This window comes from Acinetobacter sp. YH12069, assembly GCF_013419675.1.
GTDB classification, from domain to species: Bacteria; Pseudomonadota; Gammaproteobacteria; order Pseudomonadales; family Moraxellaceae; genus Acinetobacter; species Acinetobacter amyesii.
In genome coordinates, this window is sequence record NZ_VOZS01000018.1 from 22,576 (window position 1) to 43,405 (window position 20,830).

The 20,830-nt window shown below is 37.6% G+C and carries 22 protein-coding genes; 9 read left to right on the forward strand and 13 right to left on the reverse strand.

Annotation, left to right across the window (positions count from 1 at the left end; translation table 11 throughout):
* Positions 1 to 10 precede the first annotated feature (10 nt).
* The 5 genes from tssA to FTU16_RS12900 are packed head-to-tail and all read left to right on the forward strand — an operon-like array spanning position 11 to position 4,961.
* Entirely contained in the window at positions 11 to 1,141 is a 1,131-nt protein-coding gene (tssA, locus tag FTU16_RS12880) for a type VI secretion system protein TssA (protein WP_180114219.1), read from the forward strand.
* A 5-nt stretch (positions 1,142 to 1,146) separates the two neighbouring features.
* Entirely contained in the window at positions 1,147 to 2,511 is a 1,365-nt protein-coding gene (gene tssK, locus FTU16_RS12885; protein WP_078193368.1) for a type VI secretion system baseplate subunit TssK, read from the forward strand.
* Between the two features lie 9 nt (positions 2,512 to 2,520).
* Complete coding sequence (gene icmH, locus FTU16_RS12890; protein ID WP_111885479.1) at positions 2,521 to 3,324, forward strand: type IVB secretion system protein IcmH/DotU; 804 nt, start codon at positions 2,521 to 2,523, stop codon at positions 3,322 to 3,324.
* 12 nt (positions 3,325 to 3,336) lie between these two features.
* Positions 3,337 to 4,008: a hypothetical protein gene (locus tag FTU16_RS12895; protein ID WP_180163417.1), complete on the forward strand. Its 672-nt coding sequence runs from the start codon at positions 3,337 to 3,339 to the stop codon at positions 4,006 to 4,008.
* Positions 4,005 to 4,961, forward strand: a complete 957-nt coding sequence (locus FTU16_RS12900) for a M15 family metallopeptidase (RefSeq protein ID WP_180163418.1) — start codon at positions 4,005 to 4,007, stop codon at positions 4,959 to 4,961. The genes FTU16_RS12895 and FTU16_RS12900 overlap by 4 nt, the downstream gene beginning before the upstream one ends.
* A gap of 45 nt (positions 4,962 to 5,006) precedes the next feature.
* Here FTU16_RS12900 and FTU16_RS12905 read toward each other — a convergent pair whose 3' ends face one another.
* The 9 genes from FTU16_RS12905 to FTU16_RS12945 all read right to left on the reverse strand — a co-directional run bounded on the left by FTU16_RS12905 (position 5,007) and on the right by FTU16_RS12945 (position 10,562).
* Positions 5,007 to 5,768, reverse strand: a complete 762-nt coding sequence (locus FTU16_RS12905; RefSeq protein ID WP_180163419.1) for an alpha/beta fold hydrolase — start codon at positions 5,766 to 5,768, stop codon at positions 5,007 to 5,009.
* Positions 5,769 to 5,944: 176 nt separating this feature from the next.
* Positions 5,945 to 6,829, reverse strand: coding sequence for an MBL fold metallo-hydrolase (locus tag FTU16_RS12910; protein WP_180163420.1), 885 nt, complete (start codon positions 6,827 to 6,829; stop codon positions 5,945 to 5,947).
* Complete coding sequence (locus FTU16_RS12915) at positions 6,829 to 7,248, reverse strand: DUF6691 family protein (RefSeq protein WP_180163430.1); 420 nt, start codon at positions 7,246 to 7,248, stop codon at positions 6,829 to 6,831. The genes FTU16_RS12910 and FTU16_RS12915 overlap by 1 nt, the downstream gene beginning before the upstream one ends.
* A gap of 2 nt (positions 7,249 to 7,250) precedes the next feature.
* Positions 7,251 to 7,664: a YeeE/YedE family protein gene (locus FTU16_RS12920; RefSeq protein ID WP_180041447.1), complete on the reverse strand. Its 414-nt coding sequence runs from the start codon at positions 7,662 to 7,664 to the stop codon at positions 7,251 to 7,253.
* 240 nt (positions 7,665 to 7,904) lie between these two features.
* Complete coding sequence (locus tag FTU16_RS12925) at positions 7,905 to 8,150, reverse strand: hypothetical protein (RefSeq protein WP_180041448.1); 246 nt, start codon at positions 8,148 to 8,150, stop codon at positions 7,905 to 7,907.
* A gap of 43 nt (positions 8,151 to 8,193) precedes the next feature.
* Positions 8,194 to 8,949, reverse strand: a complete 756-nt coding sequence (locus tag FTU16_RS12930; RefSeq protein ID WP_252725865.1) for a zeta toxin — start codon at positions 8,947 to 8,949, stop codon at positions 8,194 to 8,196.
* 3 nt (positions 8,950 to 8,952) lie between these two features.
* Entirely contained in the window at positions 8,953 to 9,213 is a 261-nt protein-coding gene (locus FTU16_RS12935) for a hypothetical protein (RefSeq protein ID WP_168379492.1), read from the reverse strand.
* 584 nt (positions 9,214 to 9,797) lie between these two features.
* A complete protein-coding gene (locus tag FTU16_RS12940) occupies positions 9,798 to 10,190 on the reverse strand; it encodes a hypothetical protein (protein WP_180008108.1) in 393 nt (130 codons plus the stop codon).
* A gap of 3 nt (positions 10,191 to 10,193) precedes the next feature.
* The gene (locus FTU16_RS12945) at positions 10,194 to 10,562 is read right to left on the reverse strand and encodes a hypothetical protein (RefSeq protein WP_180163421.1); all 369 of its coding nucleotides are present in this window, start codon (positions 10,560 to 10,562) and stop codon (positions 10,194 to 10,196) included.
* A gap of 1,118 nt (positions 10,563 to 11,680) precedes the next feature.
* On the opposite strand from FTU16_RS12945, the gene aroQ reads away from it, so the two are divergent.
* The 3 genes from aroQ to accC are packed head-to-tail and all read left to right on the forward strand — an operon-like array spanning position 11,681 to position 13,947.
* Positions 11,681 to 12,136 carry a type II 3-dehydroquinate dehydratase gene (gene aroQ / locus FTU16_RS12950; RefSeq protein WP_078190789.1) on the forward strand — a complete coding sequence of 152 codons (456 nt, stop codon included), beginning with the start codon at positions 11,681 to 11,683 and terminating at the stop codon, positions 12,134 to 12,136.
* Between the two features lie 15 nt (positions 12,137 to 12,151).
* Complete coding sequence (gene accB, locus FTU16_RS12955; protein ID WP_078190790.1) at positions 12,152 to 12,568, forward strand: acetyl-CoA carboxylase biotin carboxyl carrier protein; 417 nt, start codon at positions 12,152 to 12,154, stop codon at positions 12,566 to 12,568.
* A gap of 17 nt (positions 12,569 to 12,585) precedes the next feature.
* Entirely contained in the window at positions 12,586 to 13,947 is a 1,362-nt protein-coding gene (gene accC / locus FTU16_RS12960) for an acetyl-CoA carboxylase biotin carboxylase subunit (protein WP_078190791.1), read from the forward strand.
* Positions 13,948 to 14,018: 71 nt separating this feature from the next.
* Here the strand turns inward: accC and FTU16_RS12965 are convergent, their stop codons facing one another.
* Positions 14,019 to 14,501, reverse strand: a complete 483-nt coding sequence (locus tag FTU16_RS12965) for a hypothetical protein (protein WP_180163422.1) — start codon at positions 14,499 to 14,501, stop codon at positions 14,019 to 14,021.
* A 251-nt stretch (positions 14,502 to 14,752) separates the two neighbouring features.
* On the opposite strand from FTU16_RS12965, the gene FTU16_RS12970 reads away from it, so the two are divergent.
* A complete protein-coding gene (locus tag FTU16_RS12970; protein ID WP_180163423.1) occupies positions 14,753 to 16,183 on the forward strand; it encodes a GGDEF domain-containing protein in 1,431 nt (476 codons plus the stop codon).
* A gap of 24 nt (positions 16,184 to 16,207) precedes the next feature.
* On the opposite strand, the gene FTU16_RS12975 is transcribed toward FTU16_RS12970, so the two are convergent.
* The 3 genes from FTU16_RS12975 to FTU16_RS12985 form a co-directional block, all read right to left on the reverse strand.
* Positions 16,208 to 17,368, reverse strand: a complete 1,161-nt coding sequence (locus FTU16_RS12975) for an MFS transporter (RefSeq protein ID WP_180163424.1) — start codon at positions 17,366 to 17,368, stop codon at positions 16,208 to 16,210.
* A 246-nt stretch (positions 17,369 to 17,614) separates the two neighbouring features.
* A complete protein-coding gene (locus tag FTU16_RS12980; protein ID WP_180163425.1) occupies positions 17,615 to 19,585 on the reverse strand; it encodes a choline BCCT transporter BetT in 1,971 nt (656 codons plus the stop codon).
* A gap of 456 nt (positions 19,586 to 20,041) precedes the next feature.
* Positions 20,042 to 20,458, reverse strand: coding sequence for a DNA breaking-rejoining protein (locus tag FTU16_RS12985; RefSeq protein WP_168379498.1), 417 nt, complete (start codon positions 20,456 to 20,458; stop codon positions 20,042 to 20,044).
* Positions 20,459 to 20,830: the final 372 nt, after the last annotated feature.

Genomic DNA, 20,830 nt, shown 5'->3' on the forward strand with positions numbered 1-20,830 from the left:
GATGTAGAATATGAGTTTAGAGCTCGACGCTTTATTGCAACCGATTACGGATGATTTACCTTGCGGTAGTGATTTTTCATTTTCCAATGATTTTCATGCAATTAAAAAAGCTAAAACACAAGATGACCCGCTCTTGGATCAAGGCGACTGGATCGCAGAACCGAAACAAGCAGATTGGGGCTTTGTGCACCAAAAATCGTCAGATCTACTTCGCGAACAAACTAAAGATATTCGCTTATATGGTTGGTTGCTTGAAGCGTGGACTCACATTCATGGTTTTGAAGGGATTGCCAAAGGGATTGAACTTACACAAAAAAGTTTGCAAGACTTTTGGCTGCAGCTTCATCCTGAAATTGAAGATGATGACCTTGATCAACGTCTAGGTTTATTACAAGGGATAATTAATCAAATCCCAACATTAATTAAATCAGTTTCAATCGTTCATGGCGCGGCAGCTTATTCCCTATCCGACTATGATCGACTACTTCATGTTCAAAACCAAAGACGTAAATCCAACCATGAAGATGATGATCTAGAAGAGTCTTTTAATGGTATGGAACAGTTTGAACATGCCTTGTTCAATACGTCAAAATCAATTCAATACCAGTATTACCAACAGTTTTTAGATATTTTAAACCATTGGGAAAACTTAAAAACGACTCTTGATGATTTGATGGGTTTAGATGCGCCAAGCTTTGCTGGCATTGACTCTCAAATCGATATGATTCACTTGAGCTTGAAAAAAATCTATAAAGCAGATGCTTTTATCAATTCATCGAGCGCTGAACAGGTTCAATCAAATTCTCCAATTGAAAGCCAAACACTTTCCACTGTAACTTCCGTGCAGAATGATATGCAAATAATACAACAACAGCATACACAGCAATTTAAACCTCAAGTGCAAAATCATCTTGAAAACCGTGAACAAGCCATGAAAGTCTTGCAAGATATTGCGGACTATTTCCAAGTGAATGAGCCGCATAGCCCTGTCAGTTATATGCTGCAAAAAACCATTAAATGGTCACAAATGCCACTGCATGAATGGTTAACTCATGTGATTAAGGATGAAAACCCTCTTGAAGCTGTACAAGAAATGTTAGGTGTTCAGCAACAAAGTAATGAATCGAATAGCGACTGGTAAAAACAATGTTTAAAGCAGAAAAAATTTTATGGGGTGAAGGATTATTTTTACGCCCACAACACTTTCAATTACAAGATGCTTATCATGAACAGCGTTTAAACCATACGGTTCGCGCAACGATACCGTTCGCTTATGGTATTCAAAGTTTAATTTTTGATGAATCGCAACTCAGTACCAACACATTAGCTTTGAATAAAGTTGAAATGATTTGGCAAGATGGCGAGATTTATCAAGCACCTGCACAAGACTTATTACCTGAGCCTGTACTACTTGATTCATTAAATTTACGCGGTGAAATGCAAATTTATTTAGCATTACCAATCGTTCAACCGAATAAACGAAACGTCAATTTTGAAGAAAATACCCAATCGAGTCGCTATCATTCACATTTGACTGAAACTCATGATTTGTTTACAGATGCAACGGCTGCTGAAATCACTTTATTACGCCGCCGTGCAGAGTTCAAAATCTTTGAATTAGGCCAAGAACCACAGCACAATCTTGATGGTTTTCTTTACATGCCTATAGGCCGAATTAAGCGCCAAAGTTCAGGTAATTTTGTTTTAGATTATCAATTTATCCCACCAATATTACATATTAGTTCGTGTGATTCACTGATTACCGGGCTTAAACGAACGCTCAATATTATCAAAGCTAAAATTAAAACCATTCAATCGAATAATCGTGAAAACGAACAAAAGTTAATTGAATTCCGTTCTGGTGATATCGTTTCATTTTGGTTGGTTAATGCGCTGAATACTGCGCATGCGACCTTAAATCATTTATTGCAATATCCACTGATTCATCCTGAACGTTTATATTTTGAATTATTACGTCTGACAGGTTCTTTACTCACCTTCTCTACAGCTTATGAAGTAGATCAACTCCCACAGTATCAACATCATAATTTGCAAGAAAGTTTTGCTCAATTAGATGTGATTTTACGTGAGTTGCTCGATACGATTATTTCAAATCGATATATCAGTATTAACTTGAAAGAAACGCGTCAATCCTACTGGGTGGGCAGCCTTGAAAGTGACAAAATTACTCGCGATTCTCGCCTGTATTTAGCTGTTTCAAGTAGTGTGATGCCTACACATGACATTATTTCTTATGTACCGCTGCGCTTTAAAGTCGGTAATACCGTTGATGTTGAACAGCGTGTCATGGCGGCATTACCTGCTGTTCCATTGCAACATATGATGCAAGTGCCAACAGCAATTCCGGTACGTTCAGGTGTGAGTTATTTTGAAGTTGAGCCAAATAATGATTTGTATCAACGTATGCTTGATTCTGAATCCATCTGCGTTTACATACCAGCTGGCTTCCAAGATATCTCGATTGAACTTATTGCAGTGATGAATGGTTAAGGAGCAATCATGAATATTTCAAATAATGCCCCTTCACTTTTTGACGACGGTCAAATTGGATTAGGCTCTTCAAAACCAAGTGCTGAACCGAAAATCAACAGTTCAACCAATTTAGTTGATCTACTGCATGATGGTTTTTACATCGTGTTCTTACTCAAAAATCAATATGTTCCATCAAGCCCTGAAAGCTTCAGGACAAAAATTATGGATCTATTAAACCGATTTGAAAGCCAAGCTCGTAAGCTTCAATTCAGCAATGAAGATATCACGGACGCAAAATATGCTTATTGCGCTTTACTGGATGAAACCATTGTCACCCAACAAGATGCTCGCTTTTTTGATTTACAAAACAATTGGATGATGAATCCACTGCAATTAAGTCTTTTTGGTTCTCAGCTAGCTGGTTATCGTTTTTTTGAAAATTTAGAGCAAATTCGTTCTAAGAATAAAGATCGCTTAGCCGCACTTGAAGTTTATCATTACTGCATGCTCCTTGGTTTTCATGGTAAATACCGCCTTGAATCGATTGAAATGCTCAATTCACTCGTTGCACGTGTTGGCGATGAAATTGATTATATGAAAGGTAAAAAGGCGTTTTCGCCTTTCGCTGCATTGCCGGATCAAATTAAAAACATTATTCACCGTGAATTACCATTTTTTTGGATCATTATCTTTTGGGCTTTGTTTGCTGTATTAGCATTTGGTGGACTGAGATATATGTTATCTAGCCAAAATAATCAGGCGTTATCACAATATCAAAACGTCATAACTGCCCCATCGGAACAGGCTTATATCACCATTCATTTACCATAAGACTTAGACACCATGGCAAACGAAAAATCAAATAACGTTAGAATTTTACAGTCGACTCAAAAAAATAATTTACCGCCTTTAGCTCATGCTGCTATCGGCTTTCTTGTTGGTGCAGCGGTGATTATTGTTGTTGGCCTGGGATATTTTTATCTAAATTCTGACGATCAGCCTACAAATGCAGAAATGACTACTTCTGCCCCAACTGAAGATAAAGCTGAAACTGAGGCATCCGCTGTACCTCGTCAAAACGAAAATGAGCAAGCTTCAGCTGAAAAAGCACCGCAAACCGTTCATGCAACTGAAGAAAAAGATCAGGATAGTGGTTTATATTCGAATGATTTAGCTACTGCTTTCAATCATGGTAACACGGCTAAGGTAACTCAGCCTGTTCAAGCTGTGGCGAATAACCGTTCACCTTTTGAAATTACCCAACCGCAGCGCCCTGTTGTAGCTGCTACAACAACCGTTAAATCACATATTCCAAATACTATAGCGAAACCAAAAGCTTCGCCAACAACGGCCAAGGTGACCAAGCCTACAGAGCCATCTACGAAAGTAGTGAAAGAAGATGAGCACTTCGAAGAACCGATGGGCGGAACGCAAATTTCTGAAACCAAACGTCCAAAAGTGGTTGCTGCAACAAGCACTGCCAATGCGACTGTGAGCGCTACAGTTTCTCCATGATCATTTTTTTGGTTAGTTGTTTCTTTGTCTTAGCACTGGTGACAGTGCTTTGCTTTTCTTATGAGCTTAGAATTAAAGTTCAAGATTTTTTCTTTCAAATCATTCCACAAAGCAAAAAAAGAATTCAGCACGCCAAGAATTTTGCTTATGAACTGAACTATGCTGCAGCACCACAACAGATTCAATCACACTGGCATTTACAACAATGGTGGATTTTATTTGCAGGCTTTTTACTGTTTGCCAGTATTTTATTATTTGCTTTTACTCGCCCGATTACTGCAAGTAAAGTAGAAGCAGATTATTTACGCAAAGTCGATCCTCAAATTTACTCGATGCTCGATGGGCAAGTTTTAGATGCACCTCCTGAAGTCGAAGAATATCTTGTTCAAGAAGCAATTGCAGAAGAAGCTGCAATGATTGAGCAGCCATCTGTTATGGCCTCAAGCTTTAATCCAGAAGTTCAAGATATCCATACGCATTCATACTCTACAGATGTGCCTTCAGCAGATCGTAAATGGCATAAAATGAACCCACGTTATAAGCAGCGTTTATTGATGGTATTTAAAATTATGCGTGAACAGCATGGCTACGAAATGGTTTTGCTCGAAGGTTATCGGAGTCCTGAACGTCAAAATAATTTAGCCACCAATAAAAATACCACTCGTGCCCGTGGCTTCCAAAGTTATCATCAGTTTGGTTTAGCAGCCGATGTCGCCTTTAAACGCAATGGCAAAGTGGTCATTACTGAACGAGACCCTTGGGCTATGCGTGGTTATCAACTTTATGGTCAAGCCGCTGAGTCTGTTGGTTTAACATGGGGTGGACGCTGGAAATCTATTCAAGATTATGGTCATACAGAATATCGTATGCCAGGCCTGAAAAAAACTGCAGAGATGGCGGCATTACTCACCTCTGAAGGTCAGCTTCAAGCCAATAACATTTCGATTGAGTAATATTTCGATGTTGTGCCTGCAAAATATATTTGAAGGCACACCGTATTAATTTAAAAAATTTTGTATTTGCTCTATAACTTCAGTTGTTTTTTCTGCATGTAACCAATGGCCTGCACCTTCTATTTCTACAATTTTCGCATGTGGAAATTGGTGTTCTATCGCCTTAGTATGTTCCGCTTTTGAAATATAAGGTGATTGTCCACCTTTGATGAACAATACAGGCTGTTGCCAAGTATTTCCGAAATTTTCCCAACCAATAATTTGGTCATACTGTTTATACAGCGCATCTACATTAAACAACCATTGTCCTTTGCTAAAAGACTTGAGTAGAAACTGTATCACCATATCTGAATGAATATACTCACGCATAATTTCTACCGCTTGCTGTCTAGATTGAATTTGCGCATTTTGTACAGCAATCAAAGCTTTAAATATTTCATCATGATGACGTTCCTGATATGCAAAGGGCGCGATATCCAATACAACAAGTTGCTCTACCCGCTCTGAGATTAAAGCCAATTGCATTGCGACCTTGCCACCCATGGAATGGCCAATCACTGAGAACTTATCGATGCCAATCGCATCTAATGTCTCAAGTACATCGTTTGCCATCTCACGATAATCCATTTCTGTACTTTGAGGTGATTTACCATGGTTTCGTAAATCAAGCTGAATGACAGAATGTGAATTTTGAAAAGCTCTGGCAAGCATCCCTAAGTTACTGAGGCTGCCAAATAAACCGTGAATAAAGACTAGTGGATGCGTTTCGCCCTCTAATTTTTGATGATATTCGTAATTTAGGATCATTTTTGAATACTTTGCTATGTTGATATTATGATGCCTAGTTGATGGAATGAAATCAAATGACAGTTAAAAATTATTAGTCTTACTTAGGCTATTTGTATGTGGTATATGATTTAACTTGCTTAGGCTATTTTATAAATGAAATAGCCAACCGCAATCAACCTAAAAGATCTTTGTCTTTAATTTGCAGATTTAAAGTGATTAAAAGGAATTTTTAAATAGCGAATACCATTCCCTTCTGGTTTTGGAAATTTACCTGCATCCATATTGATTTGTATTGCAGGTAAAATCAGTTTTGGCATAGCCAATTTTGCGTCACGCTGAGTTCGCATTGTGACAAAATCTTCTTTTTTCGTACCAACGTGGATATGAATATTCTGCTGTTTTTGCGCATGTACACTGCTTTCACAGCAGTATTCTGACCGATTTTCTGGTAAATAGTCATGGCATAAAAACAAGCGCATTTCAGGTGCTAGCTGATAAATCTTTTGTACTGAATCGAATAATACTGCTGCACTGCCCTTGGGAAAATCACAGCGTGCTGTGCCATAATCAGGCATAAATAAGGTATCACCGACAAACACAGCATCATCACCAACCACATAGCTCAGACAAGCAGGTGTGTGTCCAGGCGTTGGAATGTTATACGCATTTAACTCGCCGATTTTAAATGCTTCATAATCTGCAAATAAATAATCAAAAGACTGATGTGAATTAAAATATTTCACATCAAAATTATAAATGGCACTGAATGTTTCCTGCACAATCTTGATGTTATGGCTCATCGCAATTTTGCCACCAAGAACCTGTTTTAAATATTGTGATGCCGTTAAGTGATCTGCGTGCACATGCGTTTCTAAAATCCATTCTACGCTTAGGCTATTTTCTTGAATATAGCGAACAATCAAATCTGCATGCTTCGTTTGAGTAGTTGCAGAAGCAGCATCATAATCCAATACACTGTCTATAATCGCACATCGTTTTGTTTGTAGATCAGATACCACATAACTGAATGTATTGGTATTTTCATCAAAAAAAGGTTGTACCTGTGCACGCTTTGACATTAATTTGCTCCCGCAAATTTTCGATGTAGATAGACGCCTGCAAACATCGCCACAACAAAATAAATTGCTTGATAGTAGCCAAGTCCAATCAAAGTAAAGGCTGGCGCTGGACAGATTCCTGCAATTCCCCAACCCATTCCAAAGATAACACTCCCCATGATGAGTTTTGCATCAATTTGATTATTACTCGGTAATTCAATCGCCGTCCCATCAAAGGTTGTCGGTTTTGATTGACGAACGGCCATTTGAAATGGAATAAATGCAACTGCAATGGCTCCCATCATCACAAAAGCTAAACTCGCATCCCACTGCCCTGTTATATCAAGGAAACTTAAGACCTTTTCTGGATTAGACATGCCAGAAATCATTAAACCTAATGAGAAAATTCCACCAAAAATAAAAGCCAATATATTTTTCATCATTAAGCTCCGATTACATGTCTCATTACATAAACTGTGATAATCCCTGCCAACATAAAACTAGCAGTTGCAACGAATGAACGCTTAGAAAGACGACTAATACCGCAAATGCCATGACCGCTAGTACAACCTGAGCCTAATCGAGTTCCGAATCCAACCAAAACACCGGCAATGATCATCATCCATGGACTTGCATCCAGCTCGATTGTCACAGAGGTCAATTGCCCGTAGATAAAAGGCACAATAAAAAGTCCTGCTAAAAACCAGATCGCGGGTGTTTTTAAAATCGTTTGGCGATTCAGCGTTTGCGCAATTAAACCACTGATACCTGCGATTCGACCATGTACGTATAGGTAGCCAACTGCGGCCAGGCCCAATAAGGTCCCACCGAGAAAAGCAGTTAGAAATGGATGCATATTCATCAGCCACAAAACATTATATGTTTTTATAATATGTTATTTAGAAAAAGATGCAAGCTCTCACGCCGAAATATTCGTTCTAATTTGCCTTTTCCTAATTTAATAATTTAACGGTTCAAAGGTGTTTGATTAATTTATTTAGAAATAATTTATAAACTTGAAAAATCACGGAATATTTCCTCGGAGATTTTTCAATAAAGGCTGTTTATTATGAAGTTAATTGAAATAATAGATAATTTATAGATCAATACTGATATCGCTGAGTGCATCGCTCACCCATGTTAAAGCATCTGAACCCAATTCTATAATATTCGAACCAATTTCAGCTAAGTCAGTCAAATCTACAGAAGATAAAGGATCAGATGATGTACTATTTTTTTGCTGTTCTTGTTCAGCTTGCTGCTCAATGGCTTGATCAAGATGAGTTTGATCTAATGGAGATGAGTTTGAATGTTGTTGTAATTCATAGTCATTATTCTGCATAAGTTCAGCCTGTTATGTTGTTTTCTATTACGTTCAGTTGATATTAATTTGGTTCAAACTCTTTAAGCACCTTATCTACAAACCACCAAGGTAAACGCTGAATACCTGAATTCATCTTTAAAATTTCAGCTTGTTCAATTTCCGCAATGAAAGAAGCATGCTGTCCATCGGCAGAGTTATCAAATAAATAACTACGATCCGTTGCTTCTACCGCCTGCATTAACAAATCCATACTTCGATAATAACGTTCGCGAATTTTTTGTTCTGGAACACCATGTCCACCCGTTTTCACTCGGTACTGAACACGTGAAATATTGATAACAGGATCAATAGTGGAAACATAATACAGATAGGTTCGAAAGCCTTTTCTTTTTGCTTCGCGTAGAAACTCCACCTTTGAAATATGGGACATCACTGTTTCAAAGGTAAAACTAATTTTTAGTTCTAAAAACTGCAAACGGATATAATCAATAATTCTTGCACAAAGATACGAGTCAATCTGGTCTGGATGAAACTCAATTTTCCACGGATCTAATATCTGAGGTTTACGTGCTAATAGAGGAATAAATTCTCCATCGGCGGGACGCTTTTTCGTATATAGAAAGTCAATTAATGCTTCGGATTTTAAAGCGGGATGGTAATCCAACAAATTGAGCCGGTGTGAATGTTTCAGTTGAGCTTCGAGTTCATCCGCATTTAAATATGCCCCAATATGATGGGGCAATAAATATTCTTTAACTGTGCTTTTACCTGAACCATTTGGACCCGCGAACATTCTAATGCGAGGTTGTGGAGGCATGTATTAAACAATTTCCTCTATTTTCTTTTTACGTTTTAAAATTTTAGGTAGATCATCCACTTGTACGAAGTCGGCTGAAACATCTTTTATTTGTACTTCTTGACCATTTTGCAGACGTTGAACCAGTTGTAGACCTTTTACATAAACCACAGTGGATGAAGCACTTGCTTGTTCAAAAGCATGGCGAAATGCATGGATAGCAAGGCTCGGGATCATATCGTCCTCATATTGGCTTGCTTTCATTACTGAAGTATAAGCTGTCATGGAAACAACTCCTCAAACATCAAAAATAATGTGTTCAATCATCTTATCATACTCGCAATATTTGTCTATTTATCCATCACTCATACTGAAAGGAAATCGATAAAAATTCAAAGTGCTTAAATCATTTGATTATCTTACTCGAAAAGAATGTCGTATATGAGTCAATGTGTGTGGATAGTAAATCAGGAATTAAGTAAAAGTTACCTACATTGGATTTATCACCCAATTAAGCATTTAATTTTTCACAAAAAAATAGCCACTTATTCAGTGGCCAAAAGAGAACGACATCAACAAGTTGATGTATTAGTACTGACCTATGCAACAGGACCAGGGATGTTTGTTGCATATAAATCGTTCTAACCTAATCATAATAATGTGATGGACTTATCATTTTAAGCATATTTTATATCATTTTCTGACAATCTACATTTTCAACTTCTAAGATTATTAGAAACTGCACCTATAGTGAATAATGCTGTAATAATTTTGAAATATTAGACCATTTCGAATTATGAAAAATAGAACAAAATGAAAGAAAGTTAGACTAGAGCCCAAAAGTTTTAGAAGAGAAATTTAAACCTAAATTATTTTGTAGGACTCGAACAAAATGCACTTTCGTTTAAGCCAGATGACTGCATACTCTGTTGCTGTTGTTGTAAGTAGTGCTGTGAAGCCACTCGCATTAGATTGGCCATTTCAAGAGCTGAGTTTTGCTGAGAAATTTCTAAAATCTGTCGATATGCATTCAATCTTAAACAAAATGCTTGAGTTTGCTGCTGACCCGTTGCAGTAGATGCAGGGTCATCTAAAATGGCTTTGGTTGAATTAATTTGCTCAGTATATGCTTTTATCTGAGCATTATATTCAGCTTGAGTCAGTTGTGGAGTAACCGCTTCTTTCACATTTGCATGTATTACAGAAGCAGTAAACACAGAGAAAATAAAGACATAAAGTTTATACATCAATGGAGAATGCATAAACTAAGCCTCATCACCTTCTTTCCAGACATCTTCATAATCATCAGCATCGATCATAAAACGATAGCCTATATCCAAAGCTAAATACGGTAGCACTTCAGGCACGACATCTTGCAGTTTACGCACAGTCATTGTTTCAAAGTTATCTGTGCCTTCAAGCTCACCACCATAAATATACCAACTGACATTTTCATCACCTTCTGCAGGCTTACGAATACCAACAATTGGATCTTTATTTAAGGTATGAACAGCCACAGCAATTACATCATCGCCCTGCACTTCTACATATGTAGAACCCACTTCTTCACATAAAAGTTTCTGTTCTGCAATCAGTTCTGCCAAAGGTGATGAATTTTGCGTATGTTTTGCCATGTCTGTTCTCAGGCCATATAGGTTTTCGGGCATTCTACCGTGAATTACACTTATATAGATAAATTTTTTCCGAGCGAAAGCATTCGTGCCTTGTTTTATCAATTCATTTATAGCAAAAGACTCAATGCGGTAGATTCCACGTAAAAGTATAAACAAGAAGAAAGGAAACTTATTCAAGACATATACCGTTCAAACACAGAAATAGACGAATAAAAAATAGAATCAGCATGCAAAGAACAAGCTTCTTTACAACCACAGATTTAACTTTTGCCAATACCTGTACAAATTTGGACAAATACCCGATTTTCCAAACTTACATGATTTATGAAAGAAATCGTCAATGCCTTGCACGCTTCATACATTTAAAACACTGACTAGAAAATATACAGGATGGTTAATACGCTTATATATAGGTCTATAAAGTATGACGTAGCCACGCAATAAATGTTCATCATATCTAAAGCTGCCTACTTATAAGGAAATGCTCCCACAGAATATTCAATTCACTGAGGCAAACAAAATATCTAGCTTGAGCCCTCTCATTTATGAAAACATTTTATTGATTTAGAAATATGCTTTATAAACCATAAAAAATTAACTATCTTTTAATTTTTATATACTTAACACAAAAACTTGCTTTATTCTTTTAAATAACTCGATTGAAAACCGCGAGCAATTTAGATTCCTTTACACTCGAAATAAGTTAAACCTTAGAATTTTTTAAATCGCTGTATAAATACCATCTTTACGGCTATGCATGCTTAGGCTGTTCAACTGACGATCTATAAGGTGGATACACAAATCATCTCACCTTTCAGATCATTTGTGCTGGTTATTGCTAAACGCATGCACCACGATAAAGCAAGTTTACACAAAAGATATCAACAGTTTTAGCCAATTGGGTTTAAAATGATGTCCTACAATATAACGATAAAAATGTAATCTTTTAACATTGCCAATTCTTTGCAAAGTTCGCATTATATAGCCCATTCTCGGCACATGCTTTTCACGTCATTTCAAAGAAATTATAAAAAAAATGTGGAATTTTATGCCATAATGAGCAAACTTTGCAGGTATCTTGCAAAGTAAATTTGCAACTTTTTATTGGAGCAGGCTGAATGAGCTCGACCATTTTGGTCATTCATGGACCGAATCTCAACTTACTGGGAAAACGTGAACCCGAAGTTTATGGCTATCTAACACTCGAAGATATCAACCAAAAACTGATTTCACAGGCTCAAAACGCTTCCATTTCTCTCGACACTTTCCAAAGTAATTGGGAAGGCGCTGTCGTCGACCGAATTCATCAAGCACAACAAGAAGGCGTTCAATTCATCATTATTAACCCAGCAGCCCTAACACATACTTCGGTTGCTGTGCGTGATGCCCTTCTTGGTGTAGCCATTCCGTTTATCGAAGTACATCTATCAAATGTCCACGCTCGCGAAGCATTTAGACATCACTCCTATCTATCTGATAAAGCCGTTGGCGTTATTTGTGGTTTAGGTGCAAAAGGTTATGCCGCAGCACTAGACTTCGCCATCGAAAAAATTCAACCAACTTCTCAATCTTAATTAGGAATACTGTTCATGGATATCCGTAAAATCAAGAAACTCATCGATTTGATGATTGAATCTGACTTACAGGCGATTGAAGTTAAAGAAGGCGATCAATCGATTGCTCTAACTCGTCGCAATCCAGTAGTTGCTGCCGCTGCGCCTGCAATGGCTGCGCCTGCCGCTGCACCTGCTGCACCTCGTTCACCACGTGGTGCTGTTGAGCCGTCTCCTATGGTTGGTGTGTTCTATGCTGCGCCAAACCCAGGTGAAGCACCATTTGTGAAAGTTGGTCAAACTGTATCTGCTGGTGAAACACTCGGTATCATCGAAGCAATGAAAATCATGAACCCAATTGAAGCAACTCAAAGCGGTGTGATTGAAGAAATTTTGGTTAAAAATGGCGAAGTGATCCAATTCGGTCAACCATTATTCCGCTATCGCGCTTAAGACCACGGGGAATCACAATGTTGCAAAAAGTTTTAATTGCAAACCGTGGTGAGATTGCGCTCCGCATCACCCGCGCTTGCAAAACTTTAGGAATTAAAACCGTAGGGATTTATTCCGATGCCGACAAAGACCTAATGCACTTACGCTTCTGTGACGAAGCAGTGTGCATTGGACCAGGTGCCAGCAGCGAAAGTTATCTCAATATCCCTGCCATTATTACAGCGGCTGAAATCACCGGTGCAGATGCCATCCATCCAGGTTATGGTTTCTTATCTGAAAACGCTGAGTTTGCTGAAATTGTAGAAAACTCAGGTTTTATCTTTATCGGTCCGCGTCCTGAACACATTCGCTTAATGGGGAACAAAGTTTCTGCCATTATTGCGATGAAAAAAGCTGGTGTACCAACTGTTCCGGGTTGTGACCATGCTGTAACGATTCACAATGCATTGGCAGAAGCCAAAGAAATTGGCTTCCCATTGATCGTAAAAGCTGCTTCTGGTGGTGGTGGTCGTGGTATGCGTATCGTTGAACGTGTCGACACGCTTCTCGAATCTGTACAAGCTGCTCAACGTGATGCGGAAATGTGGTTTGGTGACGACACCGTTTATATGGAACGTTTCCTTCAAAAACCACGCCATGTCGAAGTGCAAGTTCTTGCAGATGGTAATGGCCATGCAATTCACCTTTATGATCGTGACTGTTCATTGCAACGTCGCCATCAAAAAGTGCTTGAAGAAGCGCCTGCACCGGGTTTACCTGAAGAAGCACGTGCGCATATTCTTGAAGCATGTGTAAATGCTTGTAAATTAATGCAATACCGTGGTGCGGGTACATTTGAGTTCTTATTTGAAGAAGGTGAATTCTTCTTTATTGAAATGAATACTCGTGTGCAAGTAGAACATCCTGTTACTGAGCAAGTAACTGGTGTAGATATTATCGAGCAACAATTACGCATTGCTGCTGGCTTAGGTTTGGATCTTCAACAAGAAGATATTCAACTTAAAGGTCATGCGATTGAATGTCGTATTAATGCAGAAGATCCATCTACATTTATGCCTTCACCGGGCAAAATCGATCATTTCTATGCACCGGGTGGCGCAGGTATCCGACTAGATTCTCATATCTATCAAGGATATAGCATCCCACCATACTATGATTCAATGATTGCAAAACTCATTGCGCATGGTAAAGATCGTGACACCTCTATTGCGCGTATGAAACAAGCTCTCGAAGAGATTATCTTAACTGGCGTGAAAACCAATATTCCGCTACATAAAGATTTGATTCTTCAAGATAAAAATTTCTGCGAACAAGCAATGGATATTCACTATCTTGAAAAGCATCTATTAAAGAAAGTCGAAGGACATGAAGATAAATAAATCTTCAGCGTCAAAAAAACCACTCAAATGAGTGGTTTTTTATTTTCATAATAAAAGGTCTATAATCATGCTTAAGGCAAAACTCGACGCAATGTCGCAAAACACTGCTGAGCCTGATCGTTGGCACAGAAATTAATAACCGATGGACTTTTCCACTTTACAAAGTACTGTGAAATTTCGCCGGTTTGATCTTGAATATTGCCCGAACAATCCATCTGATTATTGTCATATTTCACTTGCAAAATCAGTGCTGGAATTTGCATATTCGGATCTTGTGCAGGTTGATAGTCATACACCCCTGATGACCACTCTTCACCGCTTTTGATCACAACATCATTATTACTCTTAAAATTATAATATTCGACGCACTTTTTATTGGTCGGAATTTCCATGCCCCATAAGCCAACCAATTCAGAACGTGTTGTCACCCTAAAGCTATTCACCGCTTCAACTTGATTTTTAGCCTCTGAATTTTGAGTTGTATTCTTATTATCTGCCGCCATCACCAACGATGAACTCAACATGAGTAAAACTGTAAGATATGCTATTTTCATACATTTAATCAGTCATATAAATCATGCTCTTAAAGTAACACATTTTTTTACAAATCCGCGGTTTATCACATTTTCATAACAATCATTTTTCATCTTTATCCAGAAAATCAATCTTCGTTAACGAAACTACAAATCAGCTAAATGCCAAACAAATCACACTATTTACAATAGAATAATATAAAATCTTTTTTATCGTTTAATATACGAAAAAAACGAATTCTCCCATATTTAACCTAGGCTTACATAAGCTAATGAAACTGCATTCGAATAGTCTTGCTCCGCTTAATACACGCCACAGCATGGCTTTTGTCATAGTCGCTGCAGTTATTTTTTGCTGCTGCTTAGTCGGTATTTTCAGCCGCCCATTAAGCTATTTAGCGATTTTTTGGCCTGCGAATGCATTATTGTTAGCATTATTCTTAAGGTTTCCCAAACTCAGTAATCTGGGAGGATGGTTAGGTGCATTTACCGGCTATATGCTCCCAGATTTAGTGACAGGCAATTATTTCCAACTCACCCTATTTCTTACTTTTTCAAATTTAACCAACAGCATGGTATCGTTATTTTTTATGCGATATTTTCAGGTGAACTATCAAAACTATAATAAAGGTTTCACCTTTCTGACCATGATTGTCATCATCGCCTGTGGTGGATGCCTTGCGGGTGCACTTTTTGCTATTTTCACCGTGCCTTATATTCCCAATACGTTTATGTCGACCGATCGATTGTCGATTGATTTTGGTATGTGGTGGATTACCGAAATATTGAATGCGCTGATTATATTACCGCTTATTCTGTCTTTTCCTAAACTGGCCGATCTTAAACTTTATTTCAAAGATCGACGTCATCAAAGCTTTCAGATCAATAAAATATTTCCGGCAATTGCAGTTGTCTTCTGTGTATTTTTAACAGCCGTTTCTGCAGGTCCAGGGGCAATTCTCTACCCTTTAGCGGCTCTAATTTGGGCAGCATTAACCTATCGATTATTTACCTTATCACTGATTAATGCCGTGGTAATTTTAGCGACCTATTACAATTTAAATGCGTTCTACTTACACGATTCTTCATTAGCCTATTTATCGACAGCAATTTCAGTTCGTATTGGCCTAGCCATGCTGATTCTCTCGCCGTTAATTCTTTGTATTATTAGCCGAAATCGGCACGAACTATATAAAGAGGTTTTATACCTTGCAAATCATGATAGTTTAACGCATGCGATGAATCGTCGATATTTTTTCGAGCAAGGTGAGCTTTACCTACAAAACCAAATTCAGCTTAACTTTTCCATTATCATGATGGATATTGATCATTTTAAACAATTAAATGATCAATATGGGCATTATGTCGGTGACCAAGTTTTACAAGAATTTTCGAGTATTGTGCGTAAGAATTTACGTGAAACTGATTTATTTGCACGAATTGGGGGAGAAGAGTTTAGTGTATTACTTACCAACATTGCAGCACCTGAAGCCCAAGGTATCGCTGAACGTATCCGAAAAGTCGTTGAAACCACACCAATTAGTATCGATGAACAAAATACAATATATATTACTGTGAGTATCGGCCTAATACACCAGTCTTTGCCCAATGCTCCAAGTTTGCAAAGTATGATTAATCAAGCCGATCAGGCATTATATCAAGCTAAAGAACTCGGCCGTAATCAAGTGATTTTAGTCCATTGAGACTTTTCAATATACTGAATTGTTTCAAGCTGGCTTTTGGTTCGTTTTAGGCAAGCCCACGACCAAAAACATGGCAGGTATAACCGCCAGTCCTGCGATCATAAAAATAACGGGTCCCGAAAGCATGTCCCAATATCGACCTGCTAAAATACTGCCACTCGCAACACCTAATCCCCACATCGTACTGTATAGCGCTTGACCACGCCCTTGTTGACTTGCAGTAAAATTTTGAAAAATGATCCGCATCGCGATTAAGTGGAATAATCCAAAACTAAAGGCATGAATAGTTTGCGCAGCAAATTGAGTGATAAACACCGTCGGATATAAGCCAACTATCAACCATCGCATCCCTGTTAGCCCCAGACAAATAAGCACTAAATTTCGCCAAGAATATCGATTAAAAAATACATTTGCATAGGCAAACATAATGATTTCTGCAATGACTCCGACAGACCATAAAAAACCGATTTGGCTCGTCGAAAAATCAGCCTGCTTAAGGTAATTGCTATAAAAACTATAAAAAGGCGCATGTGAGAAGAGCAGAAAAAATTCAATCATAAAAAAACTCGCTACAACTGGCCGCTTTAAAATAGGCCAAAGTGGTTCAAGTTTTTTCTGTGAAGATGGTGCAGTAGTGGGCTCTTTAATCGTAAATGACCAAATAAATGCGAGAAATGCAATGCATAACAACATGATAGGCAGCATTGAAACAGGTATTATTTCTAGCAAAGCCCCTATTCCAAATACGCCAACAATGAAACCAACTGATCCCCATTTTCTGACTTTTCCATAAAGTTCTGCACGACGCTCAGCCAACCAAAATAAAGTTACCCCTTCAAACTGAGCTAAAATGGCATTTTGAAAGAAACTGAATACCAACATGAGTAATGCAACAGACTGAAAACTGTTTGGAATTATAAAAATCAGAAACCAAATACAGGCTTCCATCCATGTTGCGATTCGAACTAAAAGCATGCGCTTTCCGGATTTATCTGCAATCCACCCCCAAATAAATGGCGCAAAAAAACGTGTCACAATTGCAATCGAAGATAAAACACCTATTTCTTGATAATTAAACCCTTGATCCTCTAAATACAAACTCCAATACGGCATGAATGTACCCACTATTGAATAATAGAAAAAGTAGAATCCACCGAGTTTGGATTGGATTGGAATGTTAAGCATCAAACTGTATTCCTTAGTATTTACAGTAAGTTATAAACTTTTCAGAGTTGTATGCTTTTGCATCTAAAAGGCTTGGTTAGGATATGACGAGTATACAAATTTATTTTAATTAAATTATTTCAAAATTTGTACAATTTTATCAAAATATCAAATTTCCTCATTATTCTACTTATTAAACAATATGTTATTTTTACTTATAAAACTCTCATATGTTAATAAAAACCGCCCATTTGGGCGGTTTTTTATCTATTGGCTCTTAGTTCGAACTAAATTTAAAAAATGCAGATGACGCTCATATTGATCAATGACATCTTGCAAGATATCTTCTTGCGTCCATTCGATGATGTCATAATTTTGACCACCTTCCCTCAAAAATACTTCAGCTTGATAATCTTGCGTAATTTCTCCTGAATCAATCATAAAGCTTGGTGTATTTTTTTCTTGGACAACTACTTGGTAGATAAAGTTAATCTCATCTTGATGGTTTACACGAAGCTGCAAGCCATCATCTATCGTGTTTACCGTCACATCTAAATGACGACGCTTAAACTCTTTCTGTAGATTTGAAAATGCCTGGCTTACCGTTGTATCAATATATTGTTCAACTTCTTCACGTGTATGCGGATAATGCATAATCAATCCTAAACGTTGCTGCCAACTTCTTGGATTATGAATTGCTCTAGGTGTAATACGCGCATCCTGTAATGCTTGCATCTTGGTTGCATCTAAATGTAGAGCCTTGACTAAGCCCCAGCAAATTAAAAGCATTACAAAAGTGAATGGTAATGCACTCAACATTGTTGCAGATTGCAAAGCACCTAAACCTCCTGCAAACAACAAAACAATCGCAAGAACAGCCATTAGAGTTGTCCAAAACAATCGTTGCCATGTTGGGGAGTTCTCAGATTTAGCTGTTAAATAATCTGTAACAAGTGCACCAGAGTCCGCTGAAGTCACAAAAAATAGCATAACCAATATGGTCGCAACAAAACTCATAATGCCTGAGAATGGCAAAGTTCCTAAATACTCAAATAGCGCAACGGATGAGTCTCGTTGTACTGCAGAAATCAGTGAGGTATTCGCTTCGTTTAAGATGCTATAGAGTGCAGCGTTGCCCATCACTCCCATCCAGATCAGCGTGAAGCCTGTTGGTATAAGTAAAACACCTACAATAAACTCACGAATAGTACGTCCTTCAGACACACGCGCAATAAACATACCTACGAATGGCGACCATGAAATCCACCATGCCCAGTACATAATTGTCCAACCACCAATCCAACCATCAGATTGATAGGCATATAAATTAAAGGTCATGTTAAATAAGTTTGAAAAATACTGACCAGCATTTTGTATAGTCGCTTGCAATATAAATATTGTTGAACTAGCAAAAAATACAAATAATAAGAGGGTTAATGCTAAGCCTAAATTGATCTCTGATAATCGTTTAATACCCTTGTCTAAGCCCATAAATACGGACAAAGAGGCCATAGCTGTAACAATGACAATTAGAATTAGTTGCGTCGTCGTTGAATATTCAATCCTGAATAGATAATTCAGGCCGGAGTTAATTTGGGTTACACCAAAACCTAATGTCGTTGCGACACCAAATACAGTACCGATCGTCGCAAAGGTATCTACACCATCACCGATTGGACCATAGATTTTTTTTCCTATGAGAGGATATAACGCAGAGCGAATTTTTAGAGGTAGATTGTGTCTATAAGCAAAGTAAGCTAACGCTAAGCCAACGATGGTGTAGATTGCCCATGCATGAAGTCCCCAGTGGAAGAAGGTTACGCGCATGGCTTGCTGCGCTGATTGGATCGTTTCAGGATCACCAGTTGGAGGTGATACATAGTGCATCACTGGCTCCGCGACACCGAAGAACATTAAGCCAATACCCATACCAGCAGTAAATAGCATAGCGAACCAAGAACTATTACTATATTTGGGCTGGCTATGATCTAAACCTAATTTAATTTTACCCATATTTGAACAAGCAATATAAATAAGCACTATTAGAAAAATGGCTACAGATAGCACATAGTACCAACTGAATGAGTTTGTAACCCATTGATTTAGTTGTTTAGTAATTAGATCAAAAGCATTGGGAGCTAAAAATACAATGGCAATGAAAATGCCGATAATAACAACTGTGCTAATAAACACATTTGGATTCACATTGGAATACCATGACGGTTTCAATGAAGACATACCTTCCCTATTCCGTTTTATTTGTAAGACAGATCAAAATTGATCAAAGAGATATCCGCTAACTGCGGAAGAAACAGGCTTGTAAAGATGAGTGCTGGCGATTGTAATTTCGCTCTATACGATAAATATTAAAAATATTCATGTGCATAAATTGAAAATTAAAGGCTGACTCAATCTAAGCCACTGTTTAGAATGTGCACATGTTATCATATTTTTAGATACTAAATTAAATATTAAGCAATTTATTAAATTAAGAAAACGATCAATTTAATGTCTTCATTCTAAATTCATTATATTTATCAATATCATTTTTCTTAATTTCTTATAATTTTCCAATTAATACAAAACTCAAAAAACCACTTTTTGGTGGTTTTTTGAATATTTTTTATCACTTATATAATTTCATCTGGTTGGTTTTGCTTCGGTTACTTTCTAAGCTATCCAGATAAAGTAAGTTTAGCGAACTGCTTCAACATGCAATTTATAATTAACTGTTCTATTATTCCGTGCCGTATTCCGCATTTGGTAGATCTGAATCAAATAATTGCCTGATTCTGGCAGCTTGAATTTTCCAGATGCTCCTGTTGTAGATCCAATCACCAAAGCGTCTGCTTTTCCTGGTTTATCACCAGGAGCATATATATTAATTTGGGCTAAATCATGATTGCTTGTCAGCTTATAGCTTAAAGTTTGTCCAGCCTTAGCATTCAAACTATACTGAATGTCATCGTAGCCTTTAAATGATCCTGCAACTGTAGTACCAATAGCACCTTTTGCAAACTGAATGGGTTTTACTGGTGCAGCAGATACACTTGGCGAAACCGCCGCAGACAAAGCCAAAGTTATTGAACCTAACAAAGTTAATTTTTTCATCACTATGTGCCATTTTTAAATTGATCATTTTTAATCATGTGAAATTCTATATTTCATCAATGATTTTTCATTTATATCGTAAGATGCACAAAGCACTTTTGCCATTTCCTTTTGTTATCCATTGATATAAAAAAACCGTACGAAAGTGGCTTATTTTTTACTTGAGCAGTCCGTATCTTGCATGTGAAAGTGTCTGTAATTCAAACATGTGGTCGTAATCATAGTTTGGCATTATGAATCCACATTTTTACTTACGTTTGATATGGCACTGCTCATAGAGAACATATTGTCGTTGAGCATGCTCATCAGTAATGGTGGGGACTAAAATTAGAAAAGTGTCGTGAGGTGCTTTATCTATGGTCTATATAATCC